Source organism: Streptomyces sp. MBT65 (assembly GCF_016612545.1).
Lineage (GTDB): Bacteria > Actinomycetota > Actinomycetes > Streptomycetales > Streptomycetaceae > Streptomyces.
The window spans coordinates 1-23314 of record NZ_JAENRY010000110.1 but is presented as its reverse complement, the minus strand read 5'-3'; the positions used below and the strand labels follow the sequence as shown (position 1 = coordinate 23314).

At 70.8% G+C, this 23314-nt stretch carries 16 protein-coding genes and 1 pseudogene; 10 read left to right on the top strand and 7 right to left on the bottom strand.

The window, feature by feature from the left end:
- A partial coding sequence (locus tag JHN63_RS24985; protein ID WP_200684363.1) for a CHAT domain-containing protein occupies nucleotides 1-1234 on the top strand: 1234 nt, incomplete at its 5' end.
- Nucleotides 1235-1289: 55 nt separating this feature from the next.
- On the opposite strand, the gene JHN63_RS24980 is transcribed toward JHN63_RS24985, so the two are convergent.
- Nucleotides 1290-2519 (bottom strand): PP2C family protein-serine/threonine phosphatase, encoded by a 1230-nt coding sequence (locus JHN63_RS24980; protein WP_200684361.1) that lies wholly within the window; start codon nucleotides 2517-2519, stop codon nucleotides 1290-1292.
- A 123-nt stretch (nucleotides 2520-2642) separates the two neighbouring features.
- On the opposite strand from JHN63_RS24980, the gene JHN63_RS24975 reads away from it, so the two are divergent.
- Nucleotides 2643-3182 carry a kinase gene (locus JHN63_RS24975; protein ID WP_200684359.1) on the top strand — a complete coding sequence of 180 codons (540 nt, stop codon included), beginning with the start codon at nucleotides 2643-2645 and terminating at the stop codon, nucleotides 3180-3182.
- A complete protein-coding gene (locus tag JHN63_RS24970; protein WP_200684358.1) occupies nucleotides 3157-4065 on the top strand; it encodes a fructosamine kinase family protein in 909 nt (302 codons plus the stop codon). The genes JHN63_RS24975 and JHN63_RS24970 overlap by 26 nt, the downstream gene beginning before the upstream one ends.
- Nucleotides 4066-4705: 640 nt before the next feature.
- Here the strand turns inward: JHN63_RS24970 and JHN63_RS24965 are convergent.
- Together JHN63_RS24965 and JHN63_RS24960 are read right to left on the bottom strand one after the other, a co-directional pair.
- Nucleotides 4706-6133 (bottom strand): alkaline phosphatase family protein, encoded by a 1428-nt coding sequence (locus tag JHN63_RS24965; protein WP_200684356.1) that lies wholly within the window; start codon nucleotides 6131-6133, stop codon nucleotides 4706-4708.
- A gap of 284 nt (nucleotides 6134-6417) precedes the next feature.
- Nucleotides 6418-7662, bottom strand: a complete 1245-nt coding sequence (locus JHN63_RS24960) for a SpoIIE family protein phosphatase (RefSeq protein WP_307781973.1) — start codon at nucleotides 7660-7662, stop codon at nucleotides 6418-6420.
- A 156-nt stretch (nucleotides 7663-7818) separates the two neighbouring features.
- Here JHN63_RS24960 and JHN63_RS24955 point away from each other — a divergent pair, with 156 nt between their 5' ends.
- The 5 genes from JHN63_RS24955 (at nucleotide 7819) to JHN63_RS24935 (ending at nucleotide 13767) form a co-directional block, all read left to right on the top strand.
- Nucleotides 7819-7974 carry a hypothetical protein gene (locus JHN63_RS24955; protein WP_200684378.1) on the top strand — a complete coding sequence of 52 codons (156 nt, stop codon included), beginning with the start codon at nucleotides 7819-7821 and terminating at the stop codon, nucleotides 7972-7974.
- A gap of 208 nt (nucleotides 7975-8182) precedes the next feature.
- A complete protein-coding gene (locus tag JHN63_RS24950; protein ID WP_200684352.1) occupies nucleotides 8183-9508 on the top strand; it encodes an extracellular solute-binding protein in 1326 nt (441 codons plus the stop codon).
- 47 nt (nucleotides 9509-9555) lie between these two features.
- Nucleotides 9556-10407: a carbohydrate ABC transporter permease gene (locus JHN63_RS24945; protein WP_200684376.1), complete on the top strand. Its 852-nt coding sequence runs from the start codon at nucleotides 9556-9558 to the stop codon at nucleotides 10405-10407.
- Nucleotides 10404-11324 carry a carbohydrate ABC transporter permease gene (locus JHN63_RS52990; RefSeq protein WP_200684344.1) on the top strand — a complete coding sequence of 307 codons (921 nt, stop codon included), beginning with the start codon at nucleotides 10404-10406 and terminating at the stop codon, nucleotides 11322-11324. Before JHN63_RS24945 ends, JHN63_RS52990 begins: the two co-directional genes overlap by 4 nt.
- 88 nt (nucleotides 11325-11412) lie before the next feature.
- On the top strand, nucleotides 11413-13767 hold the full coding sequence (locus JHN63_RS24935; protein WP_200684342.1) for a glycoside hydrolase family 3 N-terminal domain-containing protein: 2355 nt from the start codon (nucleotides 11413-11415) through the stop codon (nucleotides 13765-13767).
- A gap of 66 nt (nucleotides 13768-13833) precedes the next feature.
- Here the strand turns inward: JHN63_RS24935 and JHN63_RS24930 are convergent, their stop codons facing one another.
- The 3 genes and pseudogenes from JHN63_RS24930 to JHN63_RS24920 all read right to left on the bottom strand — a co-directional run bounded on the left by JHN63_RS24930 (nucleotide 13834) and on the right by JHN63_RS24920 (nucleotide 18213).
- Complete coding sequence (locus JHN63_RS24930; RefSeq protein WP_307781972.1) at nucleotides 13834-15969, bottom strand: RICIN domain-containing protein; 2136 nt, start codon at nucleotides 15967-15969, stop codon at nucleotides 13834-13836.
- A 161-nt stretch (nucleotides 15970-16130) separates the two neighbouring features.
- Nucleotides 16131-17216 (bottom strand): substrate-binding domain-containing protein, encoded by a 1086-nt coding sequence (locus JHN63_RS24925; RefSeq protein WP_234477643.1) that lies wholly within the window; start codon nucleotides 17214-17216, stop codon nucleotides 16131-16133.
- Between the two features lie 95 nt (nucleotides 17217-17311).
- Nucleotides 17312-18213, bottom strand: a pseudogene (locus JHN63_RS24920) (LysR family transcriptional regulator).
- 114 nt (nucleotides 18214-18327) lie between these two features.
- Between JHN63_RS24920 and JHN63_RS24915 the strand changes: the two are divergent.
- Entirely contained in the window at nucleotides 18328-19221 is an 894-nt protein-coding gene (locus JHN63_RS24915) for an MBL fold metallo-hydrolase (RefSeq protein ID WP_200684330.1), read from the top strand.
- A 9-nt stretch (nucleotides 19222-19230) separates the two neighbouring features.
- Here the strand turns inward: JHN63_RS24915 and JHN63_RS24910 are convergent, their stop codons facing one another.
- Nucleotides 19231-20733: a serine/threonine-protein kinase gene (locus JHN63_RS24910; RefSeq protein ID WP_200684328.1), complete on the bottom strand. Its 1503-nt coding sequence runs from the start codon at nucleotides 20731-20733 to the stop codon at nucleotides 19231-19233.
- A 274-nt stretch (nucleotides 20734-21007) separates the two neighbouring features.
- On the opposite strand from JHN63_RS24910, the gene JHN63_RS24905 reads away from it, so the two are divergent.
- Nucleotides 21008-23242, top strand: coding sequence for an MMPL family transporter (locus JHN63_RS24905; RefSeq protein ID WP_200684326.1), 2235 nt, complete (start codon nucleotides 21008-21010; stop codon nucleotides 23240-23242).
- Nucleotides 23243-23314 lie beyond the last annotated feature (72 nt).

Genomic DNA, 23314 nt, shown 5'->3' with positions numbered 1-23314 from the left:
CCCCGTCACCCGCCCCCGGCAGTGCCTCGGCCAACACCCTTACCGCCGCGTCGACTTCGGCACCGGTCACGGTCCCGGCGCCGAAGTCGACGCGGCGGTAAGGGTGTTGGCCGAGGCACTGCCGGGGGCGGGTGACGGGGCGGAGGGCATGCGGCGGGCGTTCGACTCGGGCGCGCTGGCGTCGTACGACAGTGAGCGCCGACTCGCACGGGTGCTGGCCGAGGCGCTGTGGCCGGAGCAACTGACCGCGCAGATACGGCAGGTGGCGGAGCGGGCGGGGCGTCCGCTGATCCGGATCCAGCCGTCGCCCCGGGTGGCGCAGGTGCCCTGGGAACTGCTCGCGGTCGACGACGGGACCGACGTACGGCTCATCGATCTGGCGGACGTGGTGACCACCGCACCGGCGTCACTGCGGCCACGCGATCCGGCGGTGGCGACGGCACAGAGCACCGACACGGACCCGGTCGTTCTCGTCCTCGACCCCCGTGTCCCCGGTTTCCGTGCCGATTCCCCGCTCGGTTCCGTCCTCGGACCGCCCGGCTCCGACCCGGAGTTGGTGTCGCTGGTCCGACGCCGTATGGACGGGGGCGCCGTCGTCCCGTCCGTCGCGACGCCGGTGGAGGCCTTCCGTCGTACGGACCTGGACCGGGACTGGTTGAGCGGTGTGCTGCGCAAGGGTGCCCGCAGGCTGCTGTACGTCGGCCATGTGAGCGGTGCGCCGGTCGAGGGCGGGCAGAGCGAGGACGGCACGCTGCACCTGTGCTGCGGCGCGGGGGCCACCGGCCTCGCCGAGCCGCTCCGCACCCATCGGCCGCTGTCCGCCAAGGACCTTCTGCTGGGCTCGCTCCCGCTGCGCGCGGACGGTGAGCCGGGCGGCCGGATCTGGCCCGCGCCGCGCCGGGTCGCCCTCATCGGCTGCGAGAGCGGCGGCGATCTGCGGTTCGCCGAGTCCTTCGGCCTGGCGACGGCGATGCTGTACAACGGCGCCGAGCTGGTCACCGCGACCCGCTGGGTGCTACCGACCAGCTTCGCCTTCCACCGACTGGCCCAACTCCATGATTCCGTACGCCCGTTGACGGAAGCGATCATCGCCGTCGACACTGCTCACGAGGACGACGACCCCGTGCGCAGCCTCGGCAGCTGGCAGCGCGAGCAGCTCGACCGCTGGCGCGCGGACGGCCGTATCGAAGACTCGCCGCTGCTGTGGGCGGCGATGACGTGCATCGTCGTATGACCCGGATCGTCGTGTGACGGGGATCGTCGTTTGACGGGGATTTTTCTACGGCTGGTCAGAGCCGCACGATGATCAGGGCCGTGTCGTCGGTGGCGCCGCCGTGCGGGAGGAGTTCGAGGAGTACGGCGTCCGCTAGGGCCTCGGGGTCGGTGTTCCGGTGGCGGACCAGGGAGTCGGCGAGGCGGGCCAGGCCCTTGTCGATGTCCTCACGGCGGCGTTCGATCAGGCCGTCGGTGTAGAGGACGAGGGTGGAGCCCGGGGAGAACGCGGTGGTGGACTGCGGCCGGGGTATCGGGTCGGGGCGGGCGTCGAGCGGTGGGTCGGTGGCCCGGTCCAGGAACTCCACGCGGCCGTCGGGGTGGACCAGGGCGGGCGGCGGGTGTCCGGCGCTGCTGTAGGTGATGGTGTGCCGGTCGAAGTCGACGAACGTCGTGACCACGGTGGCGGATTCGGCGCCGTCGACGACATTGGCGTAGCGGCCCAGGACGTCCAGCGCCTGGGCGGGACCGTCGGCGACCCGGGAGGTGGCGCTCAGGGCGCTGCGCAGTTGGCCCATGACACCGGCGGCGGCCAGGCCGTGGCCGACGACGTCCCCGACGGAGACGCCGATGCGGTCCCCGCCGACCAGGCCGACCACGTCGTACCAGTCGCCGCAGACGTTCAGGGAGCCGACCGCGGGCCGGTAGCGCACGGCGACCTGGTGGCCGGCGCCCTGGCGGCGGGTGGGCAGCATCGCCTCCTGGAGGGCGAGGGCGACCTCGCGTTCGCGGGCGTGGGCGCCGCGCAGGCGTTCGTTGACCTCCTGGAGTTCGCGGGCGCGGGTGTACAGCTCGGCCTCCAGCACCCGGGTGCGGCTGCCGCCGGGGCCGCCGCGGGCCCGGATCAGTTCGGTGACCTCCTCGACCCGGTGGACGATGAGCACCACCTTGCCGTCCCGGTCGAGGACGGGGGCGTTGACCGGGCTCCAGTAGCGCTCCTCCCACTCACCGGGGCACTCGGTCGACTCGACGTCGTAGCGCTGGAGGGCCATGGCGTCGCGTTCACCCGTGGCCGTGACGCGGCGCAGCGAGGTCTCCACGTTGCGCATGCCGGTGGCGACGGGGTCGTTCGGGTTGTCGGGGAAGACGTCGAACATGAAACGGCCGACGACCTGCTCACGGGTGCGGCCGGACATGCGGAGGTACTCCTCGTTGACGTCCGCGTACACCAGGTCGGGGGTGAGCAGGGCCACCATGCCGGGCAGCCCCTGGAACACCGCCGAGTAATCGATCTCCGCGTCCGCCATGGCCCTGCCACCAATCGCCGCTATCACACCATTTTCCCACGATATAAGCAGACCGGGCGAGCCCCAGGGGGCGCTTTGTGCCCACTCGGTCACTCAGCGGTACACGGCGGATAGGGTGCCCCGGTGACAACGCCCTACTCCCCCACGCGGCTGATCGTGCTGCGCGGCAACAGCGCCTCCGGAAAGAGTTCGGTGGCCACCGGTCTCCGGGAGCGGTACGGCCGGGGTATCGCCCTGGTCCGCCAGGACACGCTGCGGCGCGAGGTGCTGCGCGAGCGGGACATTCCCGGCGGCGCGAACATCGGCCTGATCGACCTGACGGTGCGGCACGCTCTGGCGCACGGTTTCCACACCGTGCTGGAAGGCCTGCTGTACGTCTCCCACTACGGCGAGATGCCGGCCGGTCTGCTCGCCGACCATCCGGGCCGCACGCACTGCTACTACCTCGACGTGCCGTTCGAGGAGACCCTGGCCCGGCACGCCACGAAGCCCATCGCGGACGAGGTGACGGAGCGTCAACTCCGTGAGTGGTACCGCCCGTTGGACGTGCTGCCCGGAGGTGTCGAGACGGTGGTCCCGGCGACGAGCCCGCTGGCGGCGACGGTCGAGCGGGTGCTGCGCGAGTCCGGTCTCGCGGATGTCCCTCGATCCACGGTTGGTTGACCGGTCGTACGCTGTTCCCGTGATCGAAGGCGAGGGTGCGGGGCAGGCGGCGGCCCGGCTCACCGGGTGCGCGGTGATCGGTGAGCGTCCGTTGTCCGGGGCGGTCACCGAAGTCGCGCTCGACGGAGGGCGGTCGGTGGTGGTCAAGGGCGACGAGGCACCGGGGGCGGTACGGGCCGAGGCGGCGGGGCTGCGCTGGCTGGCGGACGCCGGGACGGTCCGGGTGCCGACGGTACGGGGGCAGGACGCGAACTGGCTGGTCACCGACCGTGTCCCCACCGGTCCGCCGAGTGCGCGGGCCGCCGTCCGTTTCGGTCGCGACCTGGCCGCACTGCACGCCTCCGGCGCACCCGCGTTCGGCGCACCGCCGCCCGGCGGTCCGACGGACGCGTACATCGGGCTCGCCCCGATGCGCAACGTGCCGACCGCGGAGTGGCCCAACTGGTATGCCGGGCAACGGGTGTTGCCGTACCTGCGTCGCGCGGTCGACGGGGGCACGCTGGACGCCGACGAGGGCAGGACGGTCGAGCGGGTCTGCGAGCGACTGCCCGAACTGGCCGGCCCCGCCGAGCCGCCCGCACGGCTGCACGGGGATCTGTGGGACGGCAATGTGCTGTGGGGTACCGACGGACACGTCTGGCTGATCGACCCGGCCGCGCACGGCGGCCACCGGGAGACCGACCTGGCCATGCTGCACCTCTTCGGCTGCCCGCACCTGCCCGAGGTCCTGGACGGCTATCAGGACTCCGCCCCACTCGCCCCCGACTGGACCGACCGGATCGGGCTGCACCAGCTGTTTCCGCTGCTGGTGCATGTGGTGCTGTTCGGCCGGGGTTATGCCGAGAGGGCGCTGTCGGCGGCGCGGGGCGCGCTGGCCGGGTGACATCGGGCGGTGGGCGCCGCTGGTTGCGGGGGCAGGCTGGATGCTGCCGGCGTACGTGGTGCAGGTACAGGTCGGCATGGGCGCGCCGAGCGGACCGTCGCGGGCGCGCGGGCAACCACCCTGACCGGACCACACCGACCGACCCCGCCCATCACGACGTCCACATCCGATGCAACTGGCGCGCACAGCGCCGGTCGGCACGGCCGCACCAAACAGGCCATCACAGGCGCACGGGCACCCTTGGCCGGATCGCACCGGCCGACGGCACTTGTCACGGGGGCCAGGTCAGACATCGCCGACGCACACAGTGCAGGACGGCACGGCCGACGCGCACACCGCTGGTCGGCACAGCACCGCCGAGCGAACGAACCCAGCCACACGAGCGACCCCCGCCGGACCACACCAGCCGCGGGCGCCCGTCAGGACTGGCGCGCACAGTGCTGTTCGGCACGGCTGTGCCGAGTGGACCATCTCGGCCGTGCGGGCCCGCTGGCCGAACGGCACCAGCCAAGGTCACCCGTCACGGAGATCAGGCCGGACACCGCCGGCGCACGTCACGCTGTTCGGCGCGGGTGTCTCAGCCGGACGGGCGGCCCCGGCCCGACCGCACCGGCCAGGGCCGCCCGTCGCACGGGCACGGTCAGACGTGGGGGCGGCGGCCCCGTTCCTGGTGGGGGAACCTCTGGTCCGCGCCCGGTAGCGTGGGCTTCGGGAGTGTTGCCACTTCCTCCTGCGCCTTCTCCAACTGCTCCGCCGTGTCGTGGGGCAGTCGGGGCGAGCGCGGGCGGGCGTCGCGGAAGCGGAACGCGGTGGTGAAGTCGCCGAAGGTCTCCCGGCGCCAGTCGGTGACGTTCGGTTCCTCGACGCCGGTGAACCGCTCGAGGAACTGCAGCGCCGAGGTGTGGTCGAAGGCCTCCGAGGCGACCCAACCGCCCACGGTCCAGGGCGAGATGATGATCGCGGGGACGCGGAAGCCACCACCGATCGGCAGGCCCTGGATGAACTCGTCCTTCGTGCCGGCCGGCGGCGTCGGCGGGACGACGTGGTCGAACAGGCCGTCGTTCTCGTCGTAGTTGAGGATGAACGCGGTCTTGCGCCACACCTTCGGGTTGGACGCGATCGCCTCGATCTTCGACGCGACGTAGTCGGCACCGGCGGCCGGGAGGTAGTCCGGATGCTCCGACTGGTAGCTCGTGGGGCAGATCCACGACACCGTCGGGAGACGGTCGTTGCGCGCGTCGTCCTCGAACGTGCCGTGCGGCTGCGGCCGTACACCCCGCTCGTACAGATCGGACCCGGGCTGCGCGTTCTTGAACGAGGCGAACTGCTCCAGCATGTTGGTGCCGTAGTCGTCCTCCTCCTGGTACACCTTCCAGCTCACGCCCGCGTTCTGGAGACGTTCCGCGTACGTCGTCCAGCGGTACGGCGTCGGCGCGACGTTGCTGATGATCGGGCCGCCCTGGGTGCCGCCGGGGTCGATCGAACCGGTCATCCACATCAGCCGGTTGGGCCAGGTCGGTCCGAACACCGAGCAGAAGTAGTTGTCGCAGATGGTGAAGGTCTCGGCGAGCGCGAACTGGAACGGGATGTCCTCGCGCGTGTAATAGCCCATCACATAGGGGCCGTTGACACCGTCGGCCGCGCGGTGGGCGGGCAGCCACTGGTCCATCTTGCCGTTGTTCCAGGCCTGGTGCTGCACCGACCAGGCGTGGCTGGTGGACGGGATGGCCTGCGCGCTGGAGGTGTGGGTGTCGAGGTGGAACGGGAGGAGGTAGCCCTTCGGGTTCACCGCGTCCGGCTGGTAGAAGACGCTGCGCCCGGTGTCGAGTTTGCGAGCGTGTGGGTCGGCGAAACCGCGAACGCCGGAGAGGGTGCCGAAGTAGTGGTCGAACGACCGGTTCTCCTGCATCAGCATGACGACGTGTTCGATGTCCCGCAGCGAGCCGTTCTTGGGCGGCTCGGCGGCGACGGCTTTCTGGACGCTCGGCGGGAGGAGGGAGAGCGCCGCGGCGCCGCCCAGCGCGCCCGCGGCGGAACCCAGGAGTCTACGACGTGTCAACTCGGCCATGATTGCCCCTTCTTGAGGATCTTCGAGGGATCTCGTGGACCAGACCTCGGATCACTCTCCGCCTTGCTCGGCAAGGGGTGTCAGGGGCGTGCGGTGAATTTGCGGCCAACGTGCGGAAAGGGGTTGGCCAAGCCGTGACCGGCAACATCCGCGCGTTGCCCAGGTGTTGCCAACCCTTGGGGGACAACTGGTCGGCTCATGATCCGACCCCGCGCGGCGCCATCGGCCGCCGTACTTGTTTTCCGTTTGCGAAGTCGACCGGGAAGAAGCCGACCAGGGAGAAGCTAACCGGGAACCGGGCCTCTGGGGCGCAGCCGCGCGGCGATCGCCGCCACGTCGTCCTCCGCCTCCTGGACGTGGAGACGCAGCACGATGTCGTCGAGGAGGCGGGAGACGCCCTGGCCGGGGTGCAGGCGCAGTCGGGCCAGGCGGGCGAGGGAGACGTCGATGTCCTCGTCCCGGCGCTCGACCAGACCGTCGGTGAACATGACCAGGGTGTCCTCGGGGGTGAGGGTGAGCGTGGTCATCTCGAAGTCGGCGAGGCCCGTGCCGAGGGGCGGTCCGACGGGGACGGGGATGAGTTCGCCGGCGCCGTCGCGGTGGAAGACGGCGGGCGGCAGATGGCCGGCGCTGGCGAACGCGGCCGTGCCCCGGTCCGGGTCGAGGAGGGCGAGCAGACAGGTCGCGGGGCGGCGGTTGTGCTCCTCGGACATGGCCGTGTCCATCTGGCGCAGGATGCGGTGGGGCGGCAGATCGGTGGAGGCCACGTAGCGGAGCATCGAGCGGTAGGCGTTCATGTCGACCGCCGCGTCCAGGCCGTGCCCCATGACGTCGCCGATGACGAGGAGGGTGCGGCCGTAGTGCAGTCGTACGGCCTCGAACCAGTCGCCGCCGACGAGGGTGCCGCTGCCCGCGGGCAGGTAGCGGGTGGCCATGTCGACGTTGGGGTGGGGGCGGCTGGGTTCGGTGAGCAGGACCTGTTGCAGGTTCAGGGCGGTGGTCCGCAGCCGGTGGTGTTCGACCGCGTGGTGCAGATGGGCCGCCGTGAGCCGGGCCGCGTAGTGCACGGCGGCGGCCTCGTCGTCGCCGAAAGACCGTTCGGCGCGGATCGCGAGGAGCGCGCCGTAGGCCTTGCCCCAGGCGGTCAGCGGCACGGAGAGGGCGGCCAGGACTCCGTGGTCGTTCGTGGTGAACGACGTGGTGATCGGGTGGCCCGCGTCCAGGGCGCGGACCATGACGTCCTCGCGGGGCGCGGTGCGCAGGCTGTCCAGCAGTTCCTTGCGGCCCACGGCCGCCATCGGGTGCAGCATGCCGTGCGGTGCCGGGCGCGCCTCGTCCTGCGCGAACAGGTCCACGGCCGCGGCGTCGCACAGCCCGTCGTCGACGAGGAACCGCGCGCACTCCGCCGCCGTCCTGCGCTCGTCGAGCGTCGACCCGATGGCGGAGACCGCCCGCCGCGCGAACGCGAACCGATCCGCCGAGCCCTTCTCCAACCTCTCCGACCCACTGACCCCGTCGTCGCCGTCCACCACGGCCCCTTTCTGCCGCCCCCATCCCAACACCCGCGCGGGCGTTCGGACGGTAGCGACCCGTGGTACGGCGGCATCGGGTCGGAGGCGGGCGTCGGCCACCCGGGGCCGAAACTCCGTGGCCGGCCCCTGAGCGCCGCGGTGCGCTCGACAGACATGCCTGGCCGCCCCGGCTGTCCACAGCCGACCTTCCACCCCGTCCAGCAGGCGGGCGGCCGGACGATTCTCGAGCTGTGGGTGCCGGCCGAGGAGCTGGACGAGTTCAACGTCCACATCGTCGACGAGATCCAGGTGGTGCACGAGTTCCGGTGAGCCTTCGGGGCAAGCGCGTCCCCGGTGTCGCGAAAGTCTTTCGTAACCGAGGAATTTCCCGTGCTTGTCCTGGGTGTGAATTCCGTGTCAGTGTCCCGGCCAGCAGGCAGGCGACCCACGGTGGGGCATCCGAAAGCCTTTCGGTCCGGCATCCGTTTCCGCCTCTGCCCTGCGCACCTACGGCATGCCGAAAGAAGAGAGGCACACCATGCGGGGAATCCCGGTCACCGGACATCTCGGAAGCCCGAGAATTCGACGCGCCGTCGCCGCCGCGGTCACCCTGGCCGCGGCGGCGGGCCTGGCCGCCTGCGGGTCCTCGGGTCCGTCCACCACCTCGTCGTCGAAGGGCCTGACGATGTGGGCGCTGAACGACCAGACGATCCTCAAGCAGTCGGTCGACGCGTACAACAAGGACCACCCCGACGCGAAGATCACCCTGCGGCTGTTCGCCAACGACGACTACAAGCAGAAGCTGCGCGTGGCCTTCGGCGCGAACCAGGCTCCGGACCTCTTCTTCAGCTGGGGCGGCGGCGCCCTCAACGACTACGTCAAGGCCGGCAAGGTCGACGTCCTGAACGCCTCGGACGTGAACTCGGACCGGTACACCGACAGCGTGATGCAGAGCGCGACCTTCGACAACAAGGTCTACGGCGTCCCCGTCAACGGCCTCGCCCCGGTCGTCCTCTACTACAACAAGAAGGTGCTGTCCGACGCGGGCGTCCAGCCCCCGAAGACGTACGACGATCTCCTCGCGGCCGTGAAGAAGCTCAAGGGCAAGGGCGTCACGCCGCTGTCCCTCGCGGCGAACTCCAAGTGGCCGACGCTGATGTACCTGGAGTACCTGCTGGACCGCACCGGCGGCTCCCGCGTGTTCAGCAACATCGCCTCCGGTGACGCCGCCGCCTGGAAGGACCCGTCGGTCATCAAGGCCAACCAGAAGCTCCAGGACCTGGCGAAGGCCGGCGCGTTCGGCGACAACGCGTCCTCCGTCAGCTACGACCAGGGTGCCTCGACCGCGCTGCTCTACACGGGCAAGGCCGCGATGGAGGTGATGGGCACCTGGGAGTACGCGAACATAGCCAAGGCCGCGCCCGACTTCCTGAAGAAGGGCGAGCTGGGCTACACCGCCTTCCCGGCGCTGACCGGTGGCGCCGGCAGTCCCGCGAACATCGTCGGCAACTCGTCGAACTTCCTGTCGCTGAACAAGTCGACCAAGCACAAGTCGGAAGCGCTGACGTACCTGAAGGACTACATCCTGAACGGCTCCCAGGTCGACGCCTACCTCGCCTCCGGCAGCGTCCCGCCGGTCAAGGGCCTGGACTCCAAGCTCGCGGCGGTGAAGTCCTCGTCCGACAAGGCGTGGCTGACGTTCGTCTACGACCTGGTGGACAAGGCCCCGAGTTTCCAGCTCTCGTGGGACCAGGCGCTGCCGTCCGACCAGGCCGACCCGCTGCTGACCAACACCGACAAGTCGTTCCTGCGGCAGATCGCGCCCGCGGACTTCGGGACGAACATGAGCAAGGCGGGGTCGTGACCATCACCACCACCCCGACGCGCCGGAGAGGAGGGAGCGGCCTCCTGATGGCCGCCCCGGCCCTGCTCCTCTTCGGTCTCTTCGGTCTCGTCCCCCTGGTCGGCGTGGCGGCGCTCAGCGTCGCCCGCTGGGACGGCCTGGGCTCCATCACCTGGGCGGGCGTCACCAACTGGACGTCCGTCCTCACCGACAGCGCCACCTGGCAGTCGTTGTGGCTCACCGTCAAGGTGATGCTGGTCAGTTGGCTGGTGCAGACGCCCATCGCCCTGGCGCTGGGCCTGTTCCAGGCACCCCGGGGGCGGTTGCGCGCCCTGTTCGCCGTGCTGTTCTTCCTGCCGCTGCTGCTGTCCGCGGTGGCGATCGGCCTGACCTGGCAGGCGCTGCTCGACCCGTCCTTCGGCATCGGCTCCACCCCCGGTCTGCACTGGCTGGCCAAGCCGCTGCTCGGTTCGCCCGAACTCGCCCTGTACACCGTGATCTTCGCGATCGCCTGGCAGTTCGTGCCGTTCCACGCCCTGCTCTACCAGGCGGGGATACGGCAGATCCCGACCGCCCTGTACGAGGCCGCCGCGCTCGACGGCGCCGGGCCCGTGACCCGCTTCCTGCACATCACGCTGCCGCAGCTGAAGTACACGCTGGTCACCTCCAGCACGCTGATGCTGGTCGGCTCGCTCACCTACTTCGACCTGATCTTCGTCCTGTCGGGCGGCACCGGCGGCCCCGGCACCGCCACCCGTGTCCTTCCCCTCTCCATGTACATCACCGGTTTCCAGGCCCACGACATGGGCCGGGCCAGCGCGGTGGCCACGCTGCTCGTGGTCTTCGGCCTCGGCCTGTCGCTGCTGACCACCCGCCTGTCCGGCTTCACCCGGATGGACAGCCAGCAGGAGGGCATGTGAGCACCACCGTGACCAAGACCCGCACCACCACCGGACGGGAGACCGTCCCCGGCCACCGGGCGGTGCCGCCCGGGCCCGTCCGGCGCAACCCCGTACCGGGCTTCCTGCGCCGCACCCTCACCAGCGGCGCCACGCTCATCTGGACGGCGATCGTCGTCGTCCCCATCTACTGGCTCGTCGTCACCAGCCTCCGCAGCCAGTCCGACTTCACCTCCGACAGCCCCCTCGCGCTGCCCGGCCATCCGACGCTGGACAGCTACCGGACCGTCCTGGACGGCGACTTCACCACCTACCTCCTCAACAGCGTCGTCGTCACCGCGGGCACGGTCGTCATCGCCGTCGCCGTCGCCCTGATGGCCGCTTTCTCGATCGTCCGCAACGCCGGCAGCCGCTTCTCCCGGGTGTCCTTCCGCCTGTTCCTCCTGGGCCTGGCGATCCCGCTCCAGGCGGTGATCATCCCGGTGTACCTGCTGATCATCCGCATGCACCTCTACGACAGCCTGCTCGCGATCGTCCTGCCCTCGGCCGCGTTCGCGCTGCCGATCACCGTGATGATCCTGGTGAGTTTCCTGCGGGACGTGCCCCGTTCGCTGTTCGAGGCGATGATCGTCGACGGCGCCGGCGACTGGCGCATGCTCTGGTCGCTCGCGGCGCCCCTGGCCCGCCCGGCGCTGATGACGGTCGCCGTCTACGACGGCCTCCAGGTCTGGAACGGCTTCCTCTTCCCCCTCATCCTCACCCAGAGCGGCGACAAGGCCGTCCTGCCCCTGGCACTGACCCTGTTCCGCGGCCAGTTCGGCATCGACGTCCCGGCCACGATGGCCGCGGTGGTGCTCTCCACCCTGCCGATGCTGGCCCTGTTCATCCTGGCCCGCCGCCAGCTCGTCGCCGGTCTCACCGCCGGTTTCTCCAAGTAGCCCCCACCACCGGGCAGTTCACCCGCACGTAGGCCGGGCCAGGCGCCCGGCCCCGTCGGCGTGCCCGCGCAACACCGAGGAGTCGTGAATGACGACCACCATCCCCGACCACGGCGGCCTCCCCCAGAAGGAGAACGACCGCCCCTGGACCGACCCCGCCCTGCCGACCGCCGAACGCGTCGAGGCACTGCTCGCCCGGCTCACCCTGCCGGAGAAGGTCGCACAGTTGAGCAGCACCTGGGAGGACATCGAGGCCGACGGCCCCGAAGTGGCCCCGGGCAGCAACCACTTCGGCCGCGTCGGCGACCTCGACGAGACCGCCCGGCACGGCCTGGGCCAGCTCACCCGGCCCTACGGCACCCTGCCCCGGCCCGCGCTGGAACACGCCCGCCTCCTGGCACAGCACCAGCGGCAGGTCGTGGCGCAGAGCAGATTCGACATCCCGGCCATGGCCCACGACGAGTGCCTGACCGGCTTCACCGCGTACGGCGCCACCATCTACCCCACCTCGCTCGGCATGGCGGCCACCTTCGACCCCGCGCTGATCCGCAGGGTGGGCGAGGCCATCGGCTCCGACATGGCCGAGGCGGGAGTCCACCAGGGCCTGTCCCCCGTCGTGGACGTCATCCGTGACTACCGCTGGGGCCGCTGCGAGGAGACCTACGGCGAAGACCCTTACCTGGTCGGCGAGTTGGCCGACGCGTATGTCACCGGGTTGCAGAGCGCGGGGGTGTACGCGACCCTCAAGCACTTCGCCGGGTACTCGGCCTCGATGGGCGGCCGCAACCACGCCCCCGTGCACGCCGGCCGCCGCGAACTCTTCGACGTGATCCTCCCTCCGTTTGAACGCCTCGTCGCTTCGGGCGTGCGGTCCGTCATGAACTCGTACGCCGAGATCGACGGCGAGGCGCCCGCCGCGAGCCGCTGGCTGCTGACCGAAGTCCTGCGCGACGCCTGGGGTTTCGAGGGGACCGTCGTCTCGGACTACTGGTCCCTGCCGTTCCTCGTGAACGCCCACCGGGTGGCCGCCGACCTCCCCGCCGCGGGCGCGCTCGCCCTCCGTGCCGGGATGGACGTCGAACTGCCCGACCAGCGCGGCTTCGGCACCGCGCTCGTGCACGCCGTCGAACAGGGCCTGGTGGAGAGGGAGTTGGTGGATCGGGCGGTACGCCGGGTTCTGTCCCAGAAGGCGGACCTCGGACTGCTCGACGCCGACTGGGACCCGCGCCCGCCCGCCCTGATCGCGGGTGAGCTGGACCTCGACAAGCCGACAAGTCGTCAACTCGCCCACGCCGTGGCCCAGTCGAGCGCCGTGCTCCTGTCGAACGACGGAATCCTCCCGCTCCCCTCGGCCGGGCGGATCGCGCTGATCGGCCCGTGCGCGGACGACGTACGGACCATGTTCGGCTGCTACAGCTTCCCCAACCACGTCCTCGCCGAGCGCGACGACCTTGGCAACGGTGTCGAGGCAGTCTCCCTGCGCCACGCGCTGACGGCCGAACTGCCCGGTGTGGAGTGGGAGTTCACGCAGGGCTGCACGATCCGGGAGGCGGACCGCTCCGGTATCGCGGCGGCGGTGGAGGCGTCCGCCGGGGCCGACCTCACCGTGCTGGTCGTCGGTGACAAGGCCGGCATGTTCGGGATCGGCACCTCGGGCGAGGGCTGTGACGTGGAGGACCTGCGGCTGCCGGGCGTACAAGAGGAGCTGGTCGAGGCCGTGTTGGCGACCGGGCGGCCGGTCGTCCTGATCGTGAGCAGCGGCCGGCCGTACGCGGTGGGCCGGTTCGCGTCCACCGCCGCCGCCATGGTGCAGGTCTTCCTGCCGGGCGAGGAGGGCGGTCGTGCGGTGGCCCAACTCCTCGCAGGCAAGGCGAACTTCAGCGGCAAGCTGCCCGTGCAGATCCCGACCACGCCCGGCGGCCAGCCCTACACCTATCTGCACGCGCCGCTCGGCGACCGGCAGAGCTGGCTGTCCAACCTCGATCCGACCCCTGCGTTCCCCTTCGGGCACGGGCTGTCGTACACGAGCTTCGCGATCGAGGGGCTGGGCGTGGACCGTGAACTGGTGCCGGTGGACGGTGAGTTCACGGTGAGCGCGCGGGTGCGGAACACGGGGGCGGTGGCGGGTGCCGAGACGGTGCAGATGTATGCCATCGATCCGGTCGCGCAGGTGACCCGGCCGGTGCGGTCCCTGCTCGGGTTCGCCAAGGTGGCCCTTGAACCCGGTGAGCGGGCGACGGTCCGCTTCCATGTCGACACCGACCGGCTGGCGTTCACCGGCCTGGGCGGCACACGCATCGTCGAACCCGGCGAGATCCAGCTCCAGATCGGCGTCTCCATCCTGGACACACCGGTCCGGGAGACGATCCAGCTCGTCGGCGAGGAGCGGGACGCGACGGTGCTGCGGCAGCACGCGGTGCCGGTGAGCGTCGAGCGGGAGTAGGCCGGACGGACACACGAGAGGGCGGCGCCACCGTGAACCACGGTGACGCCGCCCTCCGTTGTGCGCCTAGGCGCGGCTCCACTGCTGGTTCGCGGCACCCAGTCCCGTCCACAGCTCCACCTTCGAGCCGTTGGCCGTCCCCCAGTTGGTCACGTCGATGACCAGGCCGTTGGCCCGGTTGACGATCGTGCCGTCCACGCGGAACGCCCACTTCTGGCTGGACTTCCCGTTGCAGGCCCAGAGGATGAGCGTGGTGCCCGCGGTGGTGCCGTCGCCGTTCGCGGCCAGGCAGTTGCCGTTGACGCGGAGTTCACCGGCCGTGGTCTGCGTGATCGTCTGGTTGGCGTTGCCCGAGCAGTCGTAGATCTGCACCTGGACGCCCGTCGCACCGTTCGGGACGTCGAGGCAGCGGCCGGAGTTGGTGCCCTTCAGGGTGAAGGTGGCGGCCGTGGGGAGCGGGTCCTGGACGAGTTGCCAGTCCTGGGAGCCGTCGGTGGTCGCCGCGGCGACGGTGACGGAACCGCCCGCGGTCGAACCGGTCATGTAGAGGCTGGTGTTGAGGACCGAGCGGAGCTTGTAGTAGCCGCTGGTCGAGGAGGCGACCTGGGTCCACTGTTTGTCGGTGGCTCCGTCGTCGACCCATTGGGCCAGCTTCTGCCCGGCCGTCGCGGTGCCGGTCCAGATGGCGACCGAGCGGCCCCCTGCCTTGTTGAGCAGCGTGACATTGCTGCCCTTGGTGGTGAGGTGCCAACGCTGGGTGTTGTCGGTGGAGTTGGCGGCGCTCAGGACCAGGTCCGGGGTGTTCCCGGTGAGGTTGGCGTCCTGGGTCTTGCCGGACGCGGGGCTGAGCACCTGCCCGGTGAGCCGGTTGACGAGGCTGTAGTAGGCGCCGTCGGAGCGGCCGAGGTCGACCTCGGCGTACTTCACGGGGCCGACGCTGGTGCCGCTCCAGGAGGCCTGGAGGACGAGGACGCGTCCGGTGCCGTCGACGTACTGGAGCATGCGGCTGTACCCGGCCGCGATCGACGTCTTGTACTCCTTCCAGGTCCCGGTGCTGAGCCCGGACTCGTTGACCCAGACGTCGCCGCTGCCCGCCGCGTTGTAGACGATCCGGCCGTCCGGCATGGGGAGGAGGACCGGGCTGCCGCCGGTGGTGAGGGTGGCCCCGCCCGAGGGCACGGGCAGTGAGGTGATCGGGTTGTCCGTGGCGGAGAAGAACTTCGTCGGGTCGTCGGAGATCCGGTAGCGGACGTTCGTACCGCCGCCCCAGTACTCGTACGTCAGAAGCCACTTGCCGTCGGTCGTCGGGGCGATGGTCGTCATGCCGGGGCGCCCGCCGCCGATCTCCGTCTTGCCGCTGCCCATGCTCACCGTGGAGCCGGGGACGTCAACGACCGGGGAACTCCAGGCAGTTGAGCTGGAGCCGTCCCAGGTGCGGTGGAGGAGGACCTGACCGCCGGAGTCCGTCGCCGTGGCGTTGTCCGGGTCGAGGGTCGGGGCGCCCGTGGTGGTGTTGTAGCCGGTGTAGTCGTCCTCGTCGGAGTAGTAGGCGATGAGTTGGCCGTTGTGGGCGAGGAGATGGGGTTCCCAGACGGGGTCGACCTGGGCGTAGGTGTTGGCCGTGGAGACCCGGCCGACGCTGCCCGCGCTGCCGCCCTGCCAGCCGCCCGCGGCGATGATGTTCTGGATGGTCCAGGTCGCGCCGTCGTCGGTGCTGGAGTAGAGGGCGAGCGCCACGTCCTTGCGGTCGCCGTCACTGGTGGGCGTCCAGCTGGAGTTGGCGGCCTTCTGCTCCTGGTAGTAGTAGTCGTCGCCGGAGACGATGCTCGCCAGCAGCAGCGTGCCCGCGCTCAGACTTCCGACGTTCTGCGGCAGGACGTAGAGATACGGGTTGGTCCAATTGCTCGTGTATTTCGCGTACTTGGAGTCGCTGGAGAGATAGGCGGGGGCCTTGACGTCGGAGAGTTTCGCCCAGGTCGTGCCGGAGTCGTCACTCTTGTATATCGGCAGTGTCTGGCCGACCGGAGCGGTCTGGTCGTCCTCGAAGGTGGCCACGATCCGGCCGTCCGCCAACTGGGCCGACTTCGGGTAGAGAACACACGGGCTTTTGCTGCACGCGGCAGTGTTCGTCGCCGTATACAGATTGGCGGGACTCGGCTGATAGGCGGAGGCGCTCGTCGCGGAGGCGATGGCGAATGCCACGCCCGTGCCGAAGGCTGTCGCCCACGCGAAAGCCTTTCGCACCCAGGTTCTTGTCAACGGCTTTCCTTTCACCGGGAGGGGGTCCGGGCAGGAGGCCAGTATTCGCAGCGGGCATGGCAATGTCACCGGCGCGTTTCGAAAGTGTTTCGCGGAATTCCGGGTTACGCGCTATTGACGCGTCGCCGCCCGGACGTCGAAGTCCGCAGCACGAGTTCCGTGGCCAGCTCTATACGCGGGGACACCGGCTGTCTGCCCTGGGCGAGTTCCAGGAGCACGCGAGTGGCCTCGCGCCCCAACTCCTCGAAGGGCTGGCGTACGGCGCTCAGCGGTGGGCAGGCCATCGCCGCGACGAGGGTGTCGTCGAAGGACATGACCGCCAGGTCGTCCGGTACCGCGAGCCCGTGCTGCCGGGCGGCCTCCAGGACGCCGAGCGCCTGTGCGTCGCTGGCCGCGAAGACGGCCGTGGGCGGGTCGTCGGCCCGCAGGATCTGGCCGGCGGTGGCGAGCGCCTCGGCGTAGTCGAAGTCCGTGGAGCGGACGATCGCCGGATCGTAGGCGATCCCGGCCTCCTCCAGCGCGGCCCGGTAGCCGTGCACGCGGGCCGCCCCGGCCAGCGAGTGGGAGCGGCCCGCGACCATGCCGATCCGGGTGTGCCCGAGCCCCAGCAGGTGCTGTACGGCGTCGCGGGCGCCGCTCCAGTTCGTCACGCCGATGCTGGGGATGTCCGCGGAGGGCGCGCTGAGCGGGTCGATCAGCACCACCGGGAGTCGTTGCTCGACGATGCGGCGCTGGTCCTCCTCGGAGAGCATCGAGATCACGATGACGATCCCGGCCGCGCCGAGCGCGACGCACTGCTCCAGCCAGCCGGAGATCGACCGCCGGCTCGTGGTGCCGGTGACGACGTCGATCCCGAGCGCGCCCGCCGCGTCCACGATGCCGCGGACCACTTCCAGCGTGTACGGCCCGGACAGGTCCCGGAACACCGCGATGATCTGCCGGGGCGTCGCGGGATCCCGCTCCCAGGGCCGTACGAAGCCGTGCCGGGCGAGGAGTTCCTCGACCCGCTCGCGGGTCCGGGCGCCGACGTCCCGGCGCCGGTGCACCACTTTGGACACCGTGCTGAGCGAGACGCCCGCCTCCGTGGCGATGCTCGTCAGGAGGCCGTACTGCGCCTCCAGTTGTCCCTTGCCGCGACCTGTCACCCGATGCCCGTTCCGTTCGCCGAACACCGATGCGCCGGACCGCATCGCGTACCTGGCCAGTAACTTTGCCGCAACGTAACGGGGCGCGGGCCGCCGAGGCAAGACCGGTGCACACCCTCTCGTACGGGGCCGCCCGGTGCTCATCCCGCCCTGGTCGCCGTCCCCGCCGCGTCGGTCGTGCGATGGACGGCCCGGGCGAGCCGCACGAAGGAGCGGAGAAGTGGAGTGGTGTCGGCGGCGCGCCAGGCGATGACGAACCTGCTCGGCGGCATGTCGGTCAGCGGCACCACCGTCAGCCCCTCGGACAGGGCGTGCCCGAGCGGCATCAGGCCCACGGTGCCGTTCCACAGGACGGACTGGAGGCACTCGTGAGCCGTCCGTGCGACGGGCCCGTCACGGCGGCTGCCGGCGTCGGCCGCGCCCGTCCAGTAGGCCTGCCACACCGGGTCCGTGCCGTCCGGGAAGCGGAACCAGCGGCGCTCGGCGAGATCGGCCAGGCACAGGCGGTCGCGGTGGGCGAGGGGGTCGTCCGTGCGCAGGACCACCCCGACCGGGTCCGAGCGCAGGGTCCTGGTGGCGATGCCCGTGTCGTCGAAGGGTGCCCTGGTCAGCGCCACGTCGACAAGTCCGGCACGTAGTCCGGCGGTCGGATCGGTCAGGTCCGACTCGCGGATGACGATACGGACGGCGGGGTGGTGCTCCCGGTGGACGGCGGCGAGCCGGGTGCCGAACTCCTCGGCGCTGTCCGCGAGGGTGCCCACCGTCAGGGTGACCGGTCCGGCCAGGTCACTCACCCGGGCCCGCACCCGGCCGGCGTCCTGCTCCACGAGGAGGCGCGCGCCTCCTCGTGGAGCAGGACGCCGGCCGGGGTCAGGGCGACCCCCGCGGGCGAGCGGAGCAGCAGGGCGCAGCCCAGCTCGGTCTCCAGTTGTCTGATCGCCCGGCTCAGCGGCGGCTGGGTCATCCGCAGGCGCGCGGCGGCCCGGCCGAAGTGGAGTTCCTCGGCGACCGCCACGAAGTAGCGCAGCGTGCGTAGCTCCATGACCGGCGATGATACCGACGCGGTATCGGGCGTACCGGATCGGTCTTGGACACCGGACGGGGCCCGGCGGTGGAGTGGGGCCGGACGAGAACGTCGTACTGCTGAGGAGTCGCCATGGCCGACCGTGTGTTGCCCGACCCGATCGTGCACATCGCCGAAGTGCGGGAACTGGACCGGGACTTGGTGGTCGTACCGGACCGGCGGGTGCCGTTGGTGCCCAACATCGGTGTCATCGGCGGGCGGGACGCGGTGCTCGTCGTGGAGACGGGGCTGGGGCCCCGGAACGCCGAGAAGGTACTGGAGTTCGCGTCCGAGTACGCCAAGGGACGCAGGCTGTATGTGACGACGACCCACTTCCACCCTGAACACGCCTTCGGGGCGCAGGCCTTCGCGGGCGAGGCGACGTTCCTCGTGAACCGCGCGCAGGCCGAGGACCTGAAGGTGAAGGGGGCGGGCTATCTCGACATGTTCCGGGGCCTCGGCGAGACGGTCGCCCGGCGGCTCGAAGGGGTCGTCCTGCCGGAGCCCGACCTCGTGTACGACGAGACGTACGACCTCGAACTGGGCGGCCGGGTGGTGGAGTTGAGGGCCACCGGCCGGGCGCACAGCAGGGGCGACCAGGTCGTGCGGGTGCCGGACGCGGGTGTGCTGTTCACCGGGGACCTGGTGGAGGCGGGGCAGTTCGCGATCTTCCCGTGGTTCCCGCCGTACGACACGGATGTCTCCGGCACGCGCTGGCTCGCGGTCATGGAGCGGCTCGCGGGTGAGGAGGCGCGGGTCGTGGTGCCGGGCCACGGGGCCGTCGGCGGACCGGAGTTGCTCGCGGACGTCCGCGACTACCTTCGGCTGCTGCGGGACGAGACGTGGGTGCGGCGCGACTCGGCGATGAGCGAGGAGACGATCGTCGAGGAGGTCAGGGCGCTCATGATCGAGCGGCGTCCGGAGTGGGTGGAGCGGGACTGGATCGAGAAGGGCGTCGCCTGTCTGTGTGCCGAACACCCGGTGTGAGCGGGCGAGTTACGACGCGGACGGCACGAAGCCGTCCCTGGCCCGGTCGAAGACGGGACGGTAGGTGTCCCACTTGGCGTCCGGGGCCGAGAGGTAGATGTCGTACTCGCGGTCGCCCTCCCGGCCGAAGCCGAGGTCGATGGCACGGAACACCCGGACCCGGCCCTGGAAGGTGAACTCCCAGATGGCGGCGGGCTGTTGACGGAAGGTGGTCTGCTGCATACGGAGTCTGCGGTACGTGGGGTAGTTGACCTTGGTGTTGGCCTCGATGTCCGCGAAGTGCGTGCTGGGGTCGGGTCCCGCGGGGTCGACGACGCCGATGGTGAGCCCGGCCAGGCCCGTCGCGTCGGTGTAGGTGACGCTCTCCGCCGACCGCTTGCCGGCCTTCCAGCCGTCCGGCACCGGGAAGGAGACGCCGAGTTGCCGGTCCCGTACGAGGTGGTAGCCCGCCGGGACGGGTGACGCGGAGGCGGTGGTCGTTGGCGGGCTCGCCGCGTGCCCGGGTGCGGACGTCGACGTCGTGTGCAGCACGAACGCGGTGGCCGCCAGGGCCGCGGCCACCGCGACGGCGATCCCCCCGAGGAGAAGCCCCTTGCGGCCCCGCCGCCGCCCACGACCGGAGTCGCCGGCCGGTCTCGGTTCCGGTTCCACGGTGGTCAACTCGGCGGTGGCCGGGCGCGGTTCGGCCGTCGACTCGCCCCACCACGCGGCTTGCAGGGCCCGTTCCGTCTGTTCTGCCGTGGGCCGTTCGTCGGGTTCCTTGCTCAGGAGCGCCTCGACGATCTGCTCCAGCGGTCCGGCCTGCTTCATGGGTTCCAGCGGGTCCACGGCGATGGCGTACGCGGTCTCCATCGCGGTGGCCCGGCGGAACGGCGGGCGTCCCTCGACGGCCTGGTAGAGCGTGGCGCCCAGGGCCCACAGGTCGGAGGCGGTTCCGGGGGTGCGCCCGCGGATCCGCTCCGGGGCCATGTAGTGGATGGAGCCGACCATCTCGCCGGTCTTGGTCAGGGTCGACGTCCCGTCCGTCGTGGCGATGCCGAAGTCGGTGAGGACGATGCGGTCGCCGGCGCCGAGCAGGACGTTGCCGGGCTTGACGTCGCGGTGCAGGACACCGGCGGCGTGGGCGGCACGCAGGGCGGCGACCATGTCCAGGCCGAACCGGGCCGCCTCCTGGTACGGGAGGGTGCGGCCGTCCTCGAGGAGTTCGGCGAGCGTGGGGCCCGGGACGTACTCCATGACGATGCAGGGGCGCCCTTCGTCGTCGACGACGTCATGGACGACGATCACGTTCGGGTGCGCGATGCGGGCGGCGCTGCGGGCCTCGCGGCGGGTGCGTTCGTAGAGGGTGGCGAGTTCGTCGGCGGAGAGTTCCGGCCGGTCGTGGAGCCGCTTGATCGCGACCTGGCGGCCGAGCACCGCGTCGTCGGCGCGCCAGACGGTGCCCATGCCGCCCCGGCCGATCCGCTCGGTCAGCCGGTAGCGCCCGGCGATGCGACGCCCTTCGTCCGACACGGTGTCCTCCGCCGGTTCTGTCCCTTTTCGATTCGCCTGGTCACCATAACCGGCTCTTGTTCCGGATTCGTATGGGGAGGATCACGGCGCACTTCCGCACTGAAGAGTGGGGCCCTTCTGCTCTGGAGGGTGGAGAGGGTCTAGTACCCCGGTACTAGTCACGCCGGCCGTTTTCACTTCCCCGGTGCTGCGGACTCGAGGAAAGCCGCTCATAGCGTCAAGGCGTGGGTCGCGCAGGCCCTCCACTTTCTGTCGAACCTGGTGGGAGTACCCCATGGCCACCTTCCTCTACCGGCTGGGCCGGTTCTCGTTCCGGCGCCGAAGGCTCGTCCTGATGCTGTGGATCGCCGCCTTGGCGGTCGTCGGCATCGGTGCCATGAACGTCACGACGAGCACCTCCGACAGCTTCAGCCTCCCCGGCACGCAGTCGCAGAAGGCGATCGACCTGCTGGAGAAGGAGTTCCCGCAGGCGTCGGCCTCGGGCGCCACCGCCCGCGTGGTGTTCGAGGCACCGGTCGGGCACACGCTCGCGTCCGGCGCCGACAAGGCCGAGGTCCAGTCGCTGATCGCCGACCTGAAGAAGGCGCCCCAGGTCGCGAACGTCAGCGACCCGTACCAGAGCGGCCTGATCAGCAAGTCCGGCACCATCACCTACGCCCAGGTCACCTACAAGGTCACCCAGCCCGACGTCAGCGACGCGGCGCGCGACGCGCTGCACTCCGTGGCCGACAAGGGCGAGAAGGCCGGCCTCGCGGTCAGCCTGGGCGGCAACGCCGTGCAGGAGAAGGCGGGCAGCAGCAGCACCGAGCTGATCGGTCTGCTGATCGCGGCCGTGGCGCTCGTCATCACCTTCGGGTCGCTGCTCGCGGCGGGGCTGCCGCTGCTGACGGCGATCTTCGGGGTCGGGACGGCGGTCGCCGCCATCACGGTCGCGAGCGCGTTCTTCGACCTCAGCTCGGCCGCCTCGACGCTGGCGCTGATGCTTGGCCTGGCGGTGGCCATCGACTACGCCCTGTTCATCGTCTCCCGGTACCGCAGCGAGATCCGGGACGGCCACGAACCGGAGGAGGCCGCGGGCCGCGCGCTGGGCACCGCCGGTTCCGCGGTGGTGTTCGCCGGTCTCACCGTCGTCATCGCCCTGGCCGGTCTGAGCATCATCGGCATCAGCATGCTGACCACGATGGGTCTGGGCGCCGCCTTCGCGGTCGTCGTCGCCGTACTGATCGCGCTGACCCTGCTGCCCGCGGTGCTGGGCTTCGCCGGGACGCGGATCATGGGCAGCCGGTTCACCAGCCGCCGGATGCGCGCGGTCCAGGAGCGCGGCGAGGGCGAGACGACGGGCGTGCGCTGGGCCCGGTTCGTGACCCGAAACCCGCTGAAGATGCTGGTCGTCTCCGTCGTCGGGCTCGGTGTCCTGGCCATCCCCGCGCTGTCGATGCGCCTGGCCCTGCCCGACGACAGCACGTCCTCGCCGGGCACCAGCGAGCGGATCGCCTACGACACGATCACCAAGGGCTTCGGCGACGGCTACAACGGCCCGCTGACCGTGGTCGTCGACGGCCGGGGCGGCAGCGACGCCAAGAGCGCCGCGCAGGACGCGGTGACCCAGCTCGGCAAGATGACCGACGTCGCCGCCGTACGCCACGCGGTGTTCAACCAGAGCGGCGACGTGGCCCTGATCTCCGTCGTACCGAAGAGCTCCCCCAGCAGTCAGGCCACCGTCGACCTGGTCTCCGAGATCCGCGACCGGGGCCCGGCGCTGAAGTCCGACACCGGTGCCGAACTGATGGTCACGGGCACGACCGCGCTTAACATCGACGTGTCCAACAAGCTCAGCGGCGCCCTGATCCCCTACCTGGGCGTGGTCGTCGGCCTGGCCCTGGTCCTGCTGCTGCTCGTCTTCCGCTCGATCCTGGTCCCGCTCAAGGCGGCCCTCGGCTTCCTGCTCAGCGTGCTCGCCACGCTCGGTGTGGTGGTCGCGGTGTTCCAGTGGGGCTGGCTGGCGGACCTGTTCGGCGTCGACCAGACCTCGCCGATCGTGAGCGTCCTGCCGATCTTCATGATCGGCGTGGTGTTCGGGCTCGCCATGGACTACGAGGTGTTCCTGGTGACCCGGATGCGTGAGGAGTACGTCCACGGGGCCGACCCCACGGAGGCGGTGATCGCGGGCTTCCGGTACAGCGCCCGGGTGGTCACGGCCGCCGCGGTCATCATGATCTCCGTGTTCGCCGGGTTCCTGCTGGACGACGTGGCGCTCATCAAGTCGATCGGCCTGGGCCTCGCCTCCGCCGTCCTCTTCGACGCCTTCGTCGTCCGGATGACGCTCGTGCCCGCGGTCATGACCCTGCTCGGCCGCCGCGCCTGGGCGCTACCCGGCTGGCTGGACCGGGCGCTGCCCAACGTCGACGTCGAGGGTGAGCGCCTGCGCCATCTGCTGGCCGAAACCCCGGACGAGTCCGGCAGAGGGGAGCACGCGCCCGTGTCGTCCGGCGCCACCGGCCGGAGCTGAGTCCGCCGCCGTACGATCCACACCAGGGCGCGGATCACGACCGTACGGCGCCCGCCCCTGCCGACCACACCG